At 63.5% G+C, this 13242-nt stretch carries 15 protein-coding genes; 10 read left to right on the top strand and 5 right to left on the bottom strand.

Annotated features, from left to right (window positions below; genetic code table 11):
• Window positions 1-1035 (top strand): patatin-like phospholipase family protein, encoded by a 1035-nt coding sequence (locus ACQ66J_RS11450; protein WP_430431734.1) that lies wholly within the window; start codon window positions 1-3, stop codon window positions 1033-1035.
• On the opposite strand, the gene ACQ66J_RS11445 is transcribed toward ACQ66J_RS11450, so the two are convergent.
• Window positions 1032-1694 (bottom strand): SOS response-associated peptidase, encoded by a 663-nt coding sequence (locus tag ACQ66J_RS11445; RefSeq protein ID WP_430431733.1) that lies wholly within the window; start codon window positions 1692-1694, stop codon window positions 1032-1034. The genes ACQ66J_RS11450 and ACQ66J_RS11445 overlap by 4 nt on opposite strands.
• A gap of 36 nt (window positions 1695-1730) precedes the next feature.
• On the opposite strand from ACQ66J_RS11445, the gene ACQ66J_RS11440 reads away from it, so the two are divergent.
• Both ACQ66J_RS11440 and ACQ66J_RS11435 read left to right on the top strand, forming a co-directional pair.
• Complete coding sequence (locus tag ACQ66J_RS11440; RefSeq protein WP_430431732.1) at window positions 1731-2138, top strand: NUDIX hydrolase; 408 nt, start codon at window positions 1731-1733, stop codon at window positions 2136-2138.
• A 31-nt stretch (window positions 2139-2169) separates the two neighbouring features.
• On the top strand, window positions 2170-2562 hold the full coding sequence (locus ACQ66J_RS11435; protein ID WP_430431731.1) for a TIGR02301 family protein: 393 nt from the start codon (window positions 2170-2172) through the stop codon (window positions 2560-2562).
• A 6-nt stretch (window positions 2563-2568) separates the two neighbouring features.
• Here the strand turns inward: ACQ66J_RS11435 and ACQ66J_RS11430 are convergent, their stop codons facing one another.
• Window positions 2569-3531 carry a glycosyltransferase family 9 protein gene (locus ACQ66J_RS11430; RefSeq protein ID WP_430431730.1) on the bottom strand — a complete coding sequence of 321 codons (963 nt, stop codon included), beginning with the start codon at window positions 3529-3531 and terminating at the stop codon, window positions 2569-2571.
• A gap of 91 nt (window positions 3532-3622) precedes the next feature.
• On the opposite strand from ACQ66J_RS11430, the gene ACQ66J_RS11425 reads away from it, so the two are divergent.
• The 4 genes from ACQ66J_RS11425 to ACQ66J_RS11410 all read left to right on the top strand — a co-directional run bounded on the left by ACQ66J_RS11425 (window position 3623) and on the right by ACQ66J_RS11410 (window position 7356).
• Window positions 3623-4453 (top strand): YgfZ/GcvT domain-containing protein, encoded by an 831-nt coding sequence (locus tag ACQ66J_RS11425; RefSeq protein WP_430431729.1) that lies wholly within the window; start codon window positions 3623-3625, stop codon window positions 4451-4453.
• 35 nt (window positions 4454-4488) lie between these two features.
• Window positions 4489-5055 (top strand): DNA-3-methyladenine glycosylase I, encoded by a 567-nt coding sequence (locus ACQ66J_RS11420; protein ID WP_430431728.1) that lies wholly within the window; start codon window positions 4489-4491, stop codon window positions 5053-5055.
• A 92-nt stretch (window positions 5056-5147) separates the two neighbouring features.
• A complete protein-coding gene (locus ACQ66J_RS11415) occupies window positions 5148-6293 on the top strand; it encodes a beta-ketoacyl-ACP synthase III (protein WP_430431727.1) in 1146 nt (381 codons plus the stop codon).
• Window position 6294: 1 nt separating this feature from the next.
• Window positions 6295-7356: a hypothetical protein gene (locus tag ACQ66J_RS11410; RefSeq protein ID WP_430431726.1), complete on the top strand. Its 1062-nt coding sequence runs from the start codon at window positions 6295-6297 to the stop codon at window positions 7354-7356.
• Window positions 7357-7458: 102 nt separating this feature from the next.
• Here ACQ66J_RS11410 and ACQ66J_RS11405 read toward each other — a convergent pair whose 3' ends face one another.
• The 3 genes from ACQ66J_RS11405 to ACQ66J_RS11395 form a co-directional block, all read right to left on the bottom strand.
• Window positions 7459-8670 carry an ammonium transporter gene (locus ACQ66J_RS11405; RefSeq protein ID WP_430431725.1) on the bottom strand — a complete coding sequence of 404 codons (1212 nt, stop codon included), beginning with the start codon at window positions 8668-8670 and terminating at the stop codon, window positions 7459-7461.
• 219 nt (window positions 8671-8889) lie between these two features.
• Window positions 8890-9270 (bottom strand): hypothetical protein, encoded by a 381-nt coding sequence (locus ACQ66J_RS11400; protein ID WP_375549651.1) that lies wholly within the window; start codon window positions 9268-9270, stop codon window positions 8890-8892.
• 33 nt (window positions 9271-9303) lie between these two features.
• Window positions 9304-10137 carry a universal stress protein gene (locus ACQ66J_RS11395; protein ID WP_430431724.1) on the bottom strand — a complete coding sequence of 278 codons (834 nt, stop codon included), beginning with the start codon at window positions 10135-10137 and terminating at the stop codon, window positions 9304-9306.
• 177 nt (window positions 10138-10314) lie between these two features.
• Here ACQ66J_RS11395 and ACQ66J_RS11390 point away from each other — a divergent pair, with 177 nt between their 5' ends.
• The 3 genes from ACQ66J_RS11390 to nadA all read left to right on the top strand — a co-directional run bounded on the left by ACQ66J_RS11390 (window position 10315) and on the right by nadA (window position 13217).
• Complete coding sequence (locus tag ACQ66J_RS11390) at window positions 10315-10890, top strand: YfbR-like 5'-deoxynucleotidase (protein ID WP_430431723.1); 576 nt, start codon at window positions 10315-10317, stop codon at window positions 10888-10890.
• Window positions 10887-11870, top strand: a complete 984-nt coding sequence (locus ACQ66J_RS11385; protein WP_430431722.1) for an NUDIX hydrolase — start codon at window positions 10887-10889, stop codon at window positions 11868-11870. Before ACQ66J_RS11390 ends, ACQ66J_RS11385 begins: the two co-directional genes overlap by 4 nt.
• 213 nt (window positions 11871-12083) lie before the next feature.
• On the top strand, window positions 12084-13217 hold the full coding sequence (nadA, locus tag ACQ66J_RS11380; protein WP_430431721.1) for a quinolinate synthase NadA: 1134 nt from the start codon (window positions 12084-12086) through the stop codon (window positions 13215-13217).
• The last annotated feature ends 25 nt before the right edge of the window (window positions 13218-13242 follow it).

The following is a 13242-nucleotide window of genomic DNA, read 5'->3' as shown; positions in this document are numbered from 1 at the left end:
ATGACAGGGTCGACCTCCTCACCGTCGACCCGCAAGCGGTCAGCCCCGCCCCGGCCGGTCTCGCTGGCGTTACAGGGCGGCGGCGCGCACGGCGCTTTCACCTGGGGCGTTCTGGACGCCCTGCTCGAAGACGGGCGCCTGTCCACCAAAGCCATCAGCGCCACGAGCGCCGGCGCCATGAACGCCTGCGCCCTGGCCATGGGTCAGATGCGCGGCGGGCCTGAGGGCGCACGCGAGGCGCTGGATGATTTCTGGCGCGCCGTGTCCCGGGCGGGCGGCGGCTTCATGCGCGCGCCGGGGCTGTTCAAGTTCGCGCCCTGGCTGGACGCCCTGACCCGGCTGACCAGCCCTTATGACACCAACCCGTTCGGCTATGACCCGCTGAGCCATATCCTTGACCGGCAAATCGATTTTGACGCCGTTCACGCCTGCCAGGATATCGAGCTGTTCATCGCGGCGACCTGCGTGACCACAGGGCGCAGCCGCGTGTTCAACGGGGCGGAAGTGACTCTCGACGCTGTCCGAGCCTCAGCGACGTTGCCCTTCCTGCATCAGGCGGTCGAGATTGAGGGCGAGCCGTTCTGGGATGGCGGGTTCACCGGCAATCCCGCGCTCTGGCCGCTATTTTACGCCGATGCGCCCCATGACGTGCTGATCGTGCACATCAATCCCATGGAGCGCGCCGGCACGCCCAAAACGGCGGAAGACATCCTCAACCGGGTCAATGAGATCACCTTCAACGCCAGCCTGCTGGCGGAATTGCGCGCCATCGCCTTCGTCAAGCGCCTGATCCAGGATGATCTGCTCAAGGACCCGCGCAAGGCCCGGCTGAGCGATATCCGCCTGCATTCAGTGCGCGCCGATGATGCGCTGTCCCAGTTTCCCGCCTCCAGCAAATACGACGCCAGCTGGGGCTTTCTCACCGATCTGCGCGACCGGGGCCGCGAGGCCGCGAACACCTGGCTGGAGACGTGCGCCGATAAGGTGGGGCATGAATCAAGCGTGGATGTGCGCAAGGAGTTTCTGGGCGATTAGCCGGATTCTGGCTCGATCAGGCTGGCATCATTTTCGCGCACCGCATTGACCCGCACCGACACCTTTTGCAGGGTCAGCGCACCTTCTGGCGGCGCCTTGATAAAGGGCTGCGGGTCGGTCTCCGGGTTCAGCCAATCGGCGAAGCGTCCCTCGGGGATGAAGACCGGGCTGCGATGGTGGATATGAGCGATGTCTTCACTGGCCGCCGTGGTGAGAATGGCGAAGCTGTCGACCCGGTCCGCGCCCTCGCCCCAGCGCTCCCACACGCCCGCCATCACCAGGGGCTGGCCGTCCGTGCGGGTGATGTACCAGGGCTGTTTGGCGCCGGTCTCATCCTTGGACCATTCATAAAATCCGTCCGCCGGGATCAGCGCCCGGCGACGTTGCAAGGCCTGCCGGAAACTGGGCTTGTCGGCGGCGGTTTCAGACCGGGCGTTGATCAGGGGTTTGGAGCCATCCGGGCCTGTCTTTGACCAGTGCGGCACCAGCCCCCAGCGCACGTTTGTCAAACGAAAATCAGCCTGCCGCCCCAGACGGATGATCGGCAACGACTGGGTCGGCGCCGCATTCCAGCTGGGCGGATAGTTCAATCGATCCAGCTTGCCGAACAGGGCTTCGAGCTGGACCAGGCTCAAACTCATGACATAACGACCGCACATACCCTTTCCTCCCGTCTGAATGCAGCGAGGTCAAGCATGAAGGATCTGCCCCGTATCAGCGTCGGCCTGGTGGTCTGGCGCGCCGACGAGGTGCTGCTGATCCGGCGCGCCAATCCGCCCTATCAGGGCTGCTGGTCCATCCCCGGCGGAAAGGTGGAGTTCGGAGAAACCCTGCACGAAGCCGCCCTGCGCGAGCTGAGGGAGGAGACCGGGATCGAGGCTGCGATCGAAGGCCTGATCGACGTCTTTGAATCCATCACCGAGCATGGCCATTACGTCATGGCCGATTACAGCGCACGCTGGCGGTCAGACGAGCCGCAAGCCGGTGATGACGCGCTGGAGGCGGCCTTCTTTCCCTTCGCCAAAGCCAGCGAGAAAGTCTCCTGGGACATCACCCGCACCGCGCTGCAACAAAGCGCCGGACGCCGGACGCAAAAGCCTTGAATTCGCCCTGTTCCGCGTTCAGGAACAGGGCATGGTGATTAGAACCCTTATCCTTGTGCTCGGCCTGTGCGCCGCGCTGGCGCCTGTGGCGGACGCCCAGACGATCCGCCGGCCGCCGAGTTATGTGGATCCCTATCCGGTAGAGTCCCTCGCTCGGGTGATGGGGGAGATGCACTATCTCGACTTCGCTTGCAAAGGCCGCGACTCCCAGGACTGGCGCGAAGCCATGCTGGAGCTTCTGGAGCACGAAGCGCCGACGCGCGGCTCATACCGTCAAAGACTGGTGGACCGCTTCAACGAAGGCTTTCGCATTCAGGAACGCCGAACGCCCCGCTGCGGCGCGGAAGAAGAAATGGTGCGTCAGGCTTTGGCCGCCGAAGGCGAGACGCTGAGCGAACAATTGCGGCGCACCTATCTTCAATAATGCCGCTCAGGCGCGCTCGGTCTGCGCCAGCAAGTCAAGCGCCGCCCGCTCCACCTGATCCACCGACAAAGCGCCCATCAGCGACTGTGTGCTTGTATCAGCCAGCGCCCGCCGCTCGCGCTCGTCAAACCGGTCGCCCGCCCGGACAATTCGGGCGCGCGAGCCCCAGGGCGCATAGAGCCGCTCGTCAGTGGGGCCGAACAAACCCAGTGTCGGCGTTCCGGCCGCCGCCGCCATATGCATCAGCCCGCTATCATTGCCCACAAACAGCTGCGCGCGCTTCAGGCACGCCGCCGCTTCGACCAGATCAAGCTTTCCGGTCAGATCAATCACGGTCCGCTCGCCTAAACCCTCCGCCACCGCCTTTGCGCGCGCTTCGTCACCCGGACCGCCAAAAAGCGCGATCGCCGCGCCCGGCAACACCCCGTCTGGCGCGGTCAGGCGCAGCGCCAACTCAGAGAAGCGCTCGGTCGGCCATTCCTTGAACACCGCTGACGCGGCGGGCGAGAGCGCCAAGACGGCGCGATCAGCGGGCAGCTCTGCGTCGGCGCGGGCCTGACCGGCGTCATCCAGCCAGATCCGTGTGTCCGGCGCCGCGTCGAGCCTGAGCACGTCTGCCGCTTCTTCAACCCGATGGCGCACGCCGGCTTTGGGATTGGGGCGTTTGACATAGCGCTGACCGGCCCAGAGGAACCAGCTCGTCAAAGACCCGCGCATGTCCACAACAATGTCCCAGCGCTGCCCGACGCTTTGCCGCCAGAGCGACAGCCAGTGACCGCCGCCCTTTTGCTTTGTCATCACGATCACCCGCTCTACCCCCGGCGTCGCGCGAAACAACGGCGCAGCCAAGGGCCCGCACGCGACGCTGATGCGCGCATCGGCATGGGTGTCGATGAGATGCTGCAGCACGCCCGAATTGAGAATGGCGTCGCCGATGCGGGTGGCGGTAATGAAAAGAATACGTGTCATGACGCTCCGCACTTAGCCTGACACGAGGACCGGCGCCAGTCTCAAGCGCGCCCTCTTGATTGCGGGGCCGCTTCAGCCCCATCTAGCGCCTATGACCCAAAACTATCTCACCGCCCTGCCCCATCGCGCCGTCCTCGCCATCACCGGTCCGGACGCGCGCAGCTTCCTGCAGCGCGTCATCACCCATGGCCCGGAAGGCGTGACGCCTGAGCGCGCCATGCTGTCCGCGCTTTTGACCCCGCAAGGCAAGCTGCTGGCCGACCTGATCATTTTTGATGACGGCGAGGGCGAGCTCTATTTTGACCTGCCCGCCAGCGAAGCGCAGGCTTTGCTCAAACGCTTCACCCTGTACCGCTTGCGCTCGGACGCTGCGCTCGACCTGCGTGACGATCTGTCGGTGATCGCCGCCTCCGGGATGGGCGAAGCGGAATTGCGCACGGTGGCGCTGGCCGCCAGCCCCGACCCCAGAAACCCCGCAATTGGCTGGCGCGCCATCGCGCCGGCGGGCGGACCCGCCAGCGATCTGAACGCCTATCACGCCGCCCGCATCAAGGCGGGCGCGCCCGAGATGAGCGCCGATTTCGGCCCCGCCGAAGTCTTCTCCACCGATGTGAACCATGATCTGATGGGCGGCATTGATTACAAGAAGGGCTGTTTTGTCGGTCAGGAAGTCGCCAGCCGCATGCATCGCAAGGGCGGCGTGCGCAAACGCAGTCTGCGCCTGACCACACACTCACACGCCCAGCCCGGCGATCCGGTTCAGGCGGGGGATATCGCGCTTGGCGCGGTCAGCTCGGCGGCGCCGACATGCGCGCTGGCCCGCGTTCGGGTGGACCGGCTCAAGGACGCCTTGTCGAACGGCGAAACCCTGACACTGGGTGGCGCGCCGGCGCAGGTGATCGACGATCTCGACGCGCTCTGACACGCCGCCCTGGCCCTGATCCTGAAGGACGACCCATGACCGAGCGTTGCCCCTGGTGCGGAAACGATCCGCTGTACACGCACTATCACGACACGGAATGGGGCGTGCCGGAATGGGATTCGCGGGCGCTGTGGGAGAAACTCATCCTGGACGGTTTCCAGGCCGGGCTTGCCTGGATCACCATTCTGCGCAAGCGCGACACCTTGCGCGAAGCGTTTCATGGCTTCGATCCCGAACGCATCGCCCGCTATGACGACGCGGATATGGAGCGCCTGCTCGGCAATCCCGGAATCATCCGTTCACGCTCGAAAATCAACGCCGCCATCGGCAATGCTCAGGCCTATCTGGAGATGGCGGAACGGGGTGAAGCTTTTTCCGATTATCTGTGGGGCTATATGGACGGCGCCCCGCAACTCAACCGATTCAGGACCCAGACCGAGGTTCCGACCCAGACCGAGTTGAGCCAGACCATCTCGAAAGATCTGAAAAAGCGGGGCTTTAAGTTTGTCGGACCGGTGATCGTCTACGCCTTCATGGAAGCGGTGGGCATGGTCAACGACCATCTGGTGACCTGTCACCGTCACCCGCCAGTTACAAAATAGCGTAACGGCTGCGTGGAAGCAGTTGGCGCTAAGCCGTTCGTGCGGCTAAGTTGCGCACCTTCTGAGTTAAGAATCTTGCGTCGGAGCACTTCATGACCGCGGCCGTAATTCGTTCCACTGGCTTGTGGACGCCAGACAACTCCATCTCGAATGAAGAGCTGGTGAAGAGCTTCAACGCTTACGTCGCGCAATACAATGAAGAGCATGCGTCCGATATCGAAGCGGGCCTGACCGAACCCCTCTCGCCATCCTCTGCCGGGTTTGTGGAAAAAGCGTCGGGCATCAAGTCGCGCTTTGTCATCGACAAGGAGGGCGTGCTGGACACCCGCCGGATGAAGCCCTTCATTCCTGCGCGCGCCAACACCGAAATCTCCATCCTGGCTGAGATCGGCGTCAAGGCCTGCCAGAACGCGCTGGAGCGGGCCGGCAAATCCGCCGCTGATGTGGATGGGGTGATCGTCGCCGCCTCCAACCTGCAGCGCGGCTATCCCGCCGTCGCCGTTGAGATCCAGGACGCGCTGGGCATTGAAGACGGCTTCGGCTTTGACATGAATGTCGCTTGTTCGTCGGCCACCTTCGGCATCCAGACCGCCGCCGACCAGATCGCAGCGGGCCATGCGCGCGCCATTCTGGTGGTGAACCCGGAAATCTGCTCTGCGCACCTGAACTGGTGTGATCGCGACAGCCATTTCATTTTCGGCGATGTGGCGACCGCAATTCTGCTGGAGCGGGAAGACCTCGGGAACGGCGGCTGGCGCATTCTGGGTACCAAGCTGAAGACCAAGTTCTCCAACAATATCCGCAATAATTTCGGCTTCCTGAACCGCACGGAACGCGCCACAGGCGACGCGGCCCGCGAAGACCTGCTGGCCCCCAAAGACGATAAGCTCTTCATTCAGGAAGGCCGCAAGGTCTTCAAGGAAGTCGTGCCGATGGTCTCGGACATGATCCGCACCCATATGGGCGAGCTGGGCTTGGAAGCGGATGATATGCGCCGGGTCTGGCTGCACCAGGCCAATATCAACATGAATTTGATGATAGCCAAGAAGGTGTTCGGCCGCGAAGCAGGCGGCGAAGACGCGCCCACTATTCTCGACGAATACGCCAACACCTCCTCGGCGGGCTCCATCATCGCCTTCCACAAGCATTCTGGCGATTTCGACGCGGGTCAGAAGGGCGTGATCTGTTCGTTCGGCGCCGGGTATTCCGCCGGCACGGTCTTTGTGGAGCGGCTCTGAAGTGAACCTTCCCGCCGATACTACGCTGTTCGCCCGCGTTCTCGCGAAGACACACGAATATCTCGACTTCCCTTCGGTCGTTGGGCACGAAACGCCGTTTCTCGATCATCTGGCGCGTGATTTCACCGCCCTGGGCTGCACGGTCGAGCGACCGCAAAATCTGTGCGTGATCAAGCTGGGCGAGCCCGGCCCCGCCTATCTGGCGCATGCGGACCGTCATGGCGCTGTGATCGCCGAAGACGGCGCGGCGATCTACGCCGCCCACGCCGTGAAAAACACCAAATATTCTGATGGCGCCAAAGCCAGCGAAAGCTTCACGGACATCGTCTCCAAGCGCTATGAGGGCGAGGAGGTCTTCGCCTATGACCGCAAGACCGGCGGTCGCCTGGCCTATGGCGTGATCACGGGCGCGCACCTGGACACGCAGGAGCGCCTGGTGCTGGACATCATCGGCCTGCCGCCCCTGCCCGGCGGCACGCCCGTCGCATTGGCGCGGGACGTGACGCCCAACAAGTCCGGTTTTGTGGCCGGGCAACTTGATAATCCCGTCTCCCTCGCCGCCCTGCGCATCGCCGCAGAGTTCGGTCTCAACGGGACGATCATCGTCACCGCCGAGGAAGAGATCGGCCGTTCCGCCACCCATTTCCTGGACTGGGCCAGCGCGGGCGGTTTGCCGCCCACCAAAGACCTGATCGTCTGCGACACCTCGCCGTTTGATGACGGCGCCGCTGCGATGGCGGGCGCGATCATTCTGCGCCGCCGCGACGCCACGGCGAGCTTTCATGACGCGACGATCTCACGGCTTGAAAACGCCGCCAGCCGGGCCGGCGCGCCGATGATCTTCAAGGACAGCTTCATCACGCGCGAAAACGACGCCCGCGCCCGGCGCGAGCTGCCGCTCAAATCCATGGGCCTGACCGAGCTGGGCAAGATCACGGCTGACAGCCAGGGCGTCTATGCCGGCGCCACCTTGCAGCTGCCCACCTATAACTATCATTCCAATGAAGAAACGACCTCGGTGAAGGCGCTGACCGCCTTTGTCCGCACGCTTTTGATGATCTGACAAAAAAAGTCCCGCTTTGGCGCAAGGCTGAAGCGGGACCAGTCAGGGAGGATAGTCGGATCAGTCTGCGAGCGCTATCGCGCGTACAGGCTGAAATTCGTGTCAGGCGCTCTCCCCATGCAGCGCCACATCAAGGCCGGTCACCTCGTCTTCTTCCTCAACGCGCAGCTTCATCACCCGTTCCATCAGCCACAGGATGACGAAAGTGGCGATGCCGCACCAGGCGGCCGCGGCCAGCGCCCCCCAGGTCTGGGTGAAGACCAGCATGACATTGCCTTCCACCGCGCCCGGCGTGCCCCCGATCGCGGAGCTGGCGAAGACGCCGGTCAGGATGGCTCCCGCAAGCCCGCCCACGCCATGCAGCCCGAAGGCGTCCAGGCTGTCGTCATACTTGCCGAGTTTCTTCAGCCCGGTGACGCCCCAATAGGCGACGCCCGCTGTCAGAACTCCGATCAGGAAAGCCGCGTAAGGTTCGACAAACCCAGCGGCGGGCGTGATGCCCACAAGGCCGGCGATCGCGCCTGACGCCGCGCCCAGAACCGAGGGTTTGCCGCGCAGGATCCATTCCATCAGCGCCCAGGTCAACGCCGCGGCCGCGGCGGCGATCTGGGTCACCAGAGCGGCATGAGCGGCGAGAGCGTTCGCGCCCAGCGCGGAGCCGCCGTTAAAGCCGAACCAGCCCACCCACAAAAGGCCGGCGCCGATCACCGTCAGCACCAGATTATGGGGCGGCTGACCCTCTTTGGGCCAGCCGCGCCGCGGGCCCAGCTTAAGCGCCAGCACCAGACCCGCTACACCGGCGTTGATATGGACCACGGCCCCTCCCGCGAAATCCAGAACGCCTGCGTCATACAAAAACCCCTCGCCCCAAACCCAATGCGCGATCGGCGCATAGACCACCAGCAGCCAGATCGGCGCGAACACCATCCACGCCTTGAACGTCAGACGTTCCGCAGCGCCGCCGGCGATAATCGCCACGGTGATGATCGCAAAGGTCATCTGGAACAGGATGAAGACCGCTTCGGGCAGGCCCGCCGCTTCGCTGTCGAGGGTCAGCCCGTTCAGGAACACCTTGTCGAAGCCGCCAAACAGGGCGCCGTCGCCGGAGAACGCGAAGGAATAGCCCGCAATCACCCAGACGAGCGAGACCACCATCGCCGCGCCCAGCGACTGCATCAGGGTGGAGAGCACGTTCTGTCGGCGCACCATGCCGCCATAAAACAGCGCCAGCCCCGGCAAGGTCATCATCAGCACCAGCGCGCACGCGGTGAGAATCCACGCCACATCGCCGCCTGAGAACTCAACCTGGTCCATACTCGCGCTCCTCTTCGCCCGATTGCACGGACAAAGCCTGCGCCGGAGTGCGCGCCGCTGTCAGCGCCTCAACCTGTTTTTGCGGTGCAGCAGATTATGTGCGCTCAATTTGTGAGCGCTCTTGCCCCAATTTCGAGCAGCAGCCCTCGACGTCACACGCCCATGAAAAACCCCGGCGTCTGCAGCGCCGGGGTTTGCTCTCAGCAGGTGGAGAACGGGCTAGCCGTTCACCTGCGTCGCTTCAGTGATCTTGTGGACCAGATCGTCGCCATCCGCTTCGTGGATGGTGACATAATCACCCAGTCGCAAAGTGTGATCGCCCAGCTTGTAGACAGGCTCATCGGGGCCTTCATGGTCTTCATCATAATGGAAGAACCAGTTTGAGCCGCGATGGGTCAGCCAGCCATCCGCCTTGTCCGCGTCATCGGGAGAGAAGCGGATCACCGTGCAGGCTTTCTTGTGAGCACGCCACAGATCGGCGTCGAGCTTGCCGTCCTTGTTCAGCGGGGCGGTGATCACATAACCTTGTGAATCATCGCCTTCGGGAAATCCGGCGTCCGGGTTGCGGCTCAGCCGCAGGGTCAGACGGGTTAAAGCCATCACAGTCTCCAGTTTCGTCTTTTTCTGAGAAGGTCAGTGCGCCATCAGCAAGGACGGACCGTCCTCCGCCGTCAGCAATTGCCGGGTGACGCCGCCAAACATGAATTGTGCGATCCGCGAATGCCCATAGGCGCCCGCCACCAGCAAGTCGGCTTTGGCCGCCGCTTCCAGCAAGCCGTCCCCGAGGCCGCTCTTGCCGTCGATCTCTCGCGATTCAGCCTCAACGCCGCGCGCCGTCAGCCAATGGGACAGACGGTTGGGCGCGGATGCGGCGCGGTCATGATAGTCCAGATTGCGCGCACTATGCAGGATGGTCACCTCCATCCCTTCCTTGAACAGGGGCGCCGCCGCGAACGCAGCGCGCGCCGCTTCCTTGGAGCCGTCCCAGGCGATGCAAATGGATTTGGGCGGGATCGCGCCGCCGCGCGGCACGTAGATCGGGCAGCCTTCTTCAACCAGGCAGGCAGCGGTGAAGTCCGCCAGCGATCCCTTTCCCGCCGCCGCGCGCGGGCAGGTCACCAGCAAACGCACCAGGCGCGCCTGTTCGGCGGCTTCGGACGGGCTGTCGATGATACGCTTGAAGCTGGCGTCTTTCAGTTCGTGGGCGGTGATCGCCTCATCAAACTGGCGTTGCGCTTCCACAGAGGCCTTGGCGGCTTCTTCGCGCACAGTGTCGATGGCGGAGGAGACGACAGAGGCGCCCGCAGCGCCCGGGCCGGTCCACAGCATGTAGGCGGCGGGATCAGGCTCGACGAACAGGCCGCGAATGTCGGCGTCGAACAAGGGCGCAAGCTCGCAAGCGGCCTTCAGCGAAGTCGCGTCGCTGTCAGAGCCTTGAAGGGCGACCAGAATACGTTCGGGCTTCATATAATCCTCCCACATCGTCATGACGCCGCCCGTGTTCAGCAGCTTAGCTTGAACTTACGCTGTTTCACGCTAGGACGGAAACCAGTTGCAAGCGGTAAGGAGCGGGACAAAGTGGCGCGGTCAGGACACTCAAGCAGCACACCCGCAGCCGACAAGCCCGTCAGAGCCTGGCAGCGCATGCTGTCGGGGCGGCGGCTGGACCTTCTGGACCCCTCGCCTTTTGACGTGGAGATCGACGATATCGCTCAGGGCCTCGCCCGTGTGGCGCGCTGGAACGGCCAGACCATGGGCGATCACGCGTTTTCCGTGGCTGAGCATTCGGTTGTCGTCGAGCATTTATGCGGCGTGCTGGAGCCGGACTGGCCGGCGAAATGGCGCCTCGCCGCCCTGCTGCACGACGCGGCGGAGTATGTGATCGGCGATATGATCTCGCCCTTTAAGGCCGCTTTGGGCTATGACTACAAGGCGTTTGAAGCCCGGCTGGAAGGGGCGATCCACATGCGTTACGGCCTGCCGCCTGAGCTGCCCAAATCCATCAAGACCACGATCAAACGCGCGGACCGGATCTGCGCCTATCACGAAGCGGTCCAGATCGCGGGCTTCTCTGTGGAAGAAGGCCGCAAACTGTTTGGCCGCCCGCCCGCAGGCTCCAAAATCGAGATTGATCCCCTGCCGGTGAAACAGGCGCAAATCCTGTTCCTTGAGCGCTTCGCCGCGCTGCACGCTGCGACCGAGCAGGAGCTGGGGCGATGAAACCCGACCTCAACACCGCCATCCAGCCGCTGGTCGTGGGCCTGAACGCAGTGATTTTCGCGGCGTCGGAAGGCGAGCTGAAAGTGCTGGTCACCGAAAGCCTGGAGGGGGGCGAGCCCGCTTTGCCCTTCGGTCCGTTCGATCCCAGCGCCCACCGCACGTTTGAAATCGGCCTGCGTGAATGGGTGCGTGGCCAGACCGGGTTCGAGCTGGGTTATGTGGAACAGCTCTATACGTTCGGAGATCGCGGCCGCGAGGCGCCGCTGGCGGCTTTGGCCGGGGCGCAGGATGCGCGGGTTCTGTCGGTGGGGTATCTCGGCCTGACGCCCGACGCTCGGCCCCTTAACAACACCGATGCGCATTGGGACAGCTGGACGCGGTTTTTCCCTTGGGAAGATCATCGCTGCGGTCGCCCAACCATCCTCACGCAAGTGATCGAGCCCGCCCTGCGCTCCTGGTGCGATGAAGCCGCCGCGCCGGGCCGCCGCGCCGCGCGGTTTGACCGGGTGCGCGTCACCTTTGGCCTTGATGGCGCCTTATGGAACGAAGAACGGGCGCTCGATCGCTATGAGCTTTTATATGAAGCCGGGCTGGTCGCCGAGGCCGGGCGCGATCGCGGCGAGGCGAACACCGCGCCGGACGGCATGGGCGTCGCCATGGCGTCCGACCATCGCCGCATCCTCGCCACCGCGCTGAGCCGCCTGCGCGGCAAGATCAAATATCGACCCGTGGTGTTCGAGTTGATGAGCGACAGCTTCACCCTGTCTGATCTGCAGCGTGTGGTGGAATCGGTCTCCGGCTTTCCGCTGCACAAACAAAATTTCCGCCGCGCGCTTGATCGTGCGGGGTTTGTCGCCGGTACAGGCCGGGTGGAAAGCCAGACCGGCGGCCGCCCCGCCGAGCTTTATCGGTTCGCGCGTGAAAACATGACCGCCGGCGCTGCGCTCGGCCTGAGCATTCCGCGGGCGAAAGAGAGCTAAGGCTTATCTGAGCGTTCACCATACGGTGATCAGCGGCCCCGTCAGAGAAGTTTCAACTTGCTCCCCCCTTTCATCGGCGTATATAAGGTCCCACTTAGGCTCATAGAGAGCAAAAGGTCGGCGACACTCACCGTGATCGCCGTCGTTTAAGGCCCCGGAAATGCTCATATCGAGCATAAGTCTGCACATAAGCGGGGCTCAAGGGAGATGACCATGGACGGAATGAGCTGGACCGAGACCGGGACTGACGCATCCGAACGCATTTGGCCCGAGGCGAGCGCGCTGGTCTATGACGACGTCGTCAAGGCGCGCACCGATCATCTGTACGCCCGCGTGAAAGACGTGGTCACTCCGATGGAATGGCCGGCTTTCGCGCCGCTGATTGACGCCATCAACCAGCTCAAAGTGCTGCGCGGCGCGACCATCCTGGCGCACAACTACATGACGCCGGAAATCTTCAACTGCGTGGGCGACATCACCGGCGATTCCCTGAAACTCGCTCAGGTCGCCGCCGAAGCGGAAGAAGACGTGATCTTGCAGGCCGGCGTCCATTTCATGGCCGAGACCGCCAAGATCCTGTCGCCCAACAAGACTGTGCTGATCCCCGACATGGAAGCGGGCTGCTCGCTCGCCAGCTCCATCACCGGCGCGGACGTGCAGGCGATCAAGAGCGCTTACCCTGACTATCCGATCGTCACCTATGTGAACACGTCGGCTGAGGTGAAGGCGTATTCAGACATTTGCTGCACCAGCTCGAACGCCGTTCAGGTGGTCGAAGCGGTGGCCCAGCAATGGAACACCGATACGGTCATCATGATCCCCGACCAGTATCTGGCCAAAAATGTCGCCGCCCAGACCGGCATCAAGATCCTCACCTGGCAGGGCGAGTGTGAAGTGCACGAGCAGTTCACGCCGGAAGACATTCAGGATCTGCGCGACGCGCACCCCGATGCGGTGATCATCACCCATCCCGAATGCCCGCCCGAAGTGATGGCCGCCGCCGATTTCGCCGGCTCCACCGGGGCGATGGCCAATTATGTGAAAGAGAAATCGCCGAAAAAGGCGATCCTGATCACCGAGTGTTCGATGAGCGACAATGTCTCTGTCGAGAACCCCGGCGTTCAGTTCATCAAGCCGTGCAATCTGTGCCCGCACATGAAGCGCATCAGCCTGACAAACATCTATGAAGCGCTGCGCGACATGAAGCACGAGGTCGAGGTGGACCCGCTGATCGCGGAGAAAGCCAAGGCCAGCCTGCAAGCCATGCTGGACCTGCCCAAAGCCGAAAACCCGCCGAGCTTTGACACCGGCAAAGCCGCGGTCGCCGTGCCTTACGTGGCGATCTGATCCTGACAAGCGCCCGCTCCGGCGG

Origin of the sequence: Oceanicaulis sp., assembly GCF_965284345.1 — a bacterium.
Taxonomy (GTDB): Bacteria; Pseudomonadota; Alphaproteobacteria; order Caulobacterales; family Maricaulaceae; genus Oceanicaulis; species Oceanicaulis alexandrii_A.
This window is presented reverse-complemented; position numbering and strand designations above follow the sequence as displayed.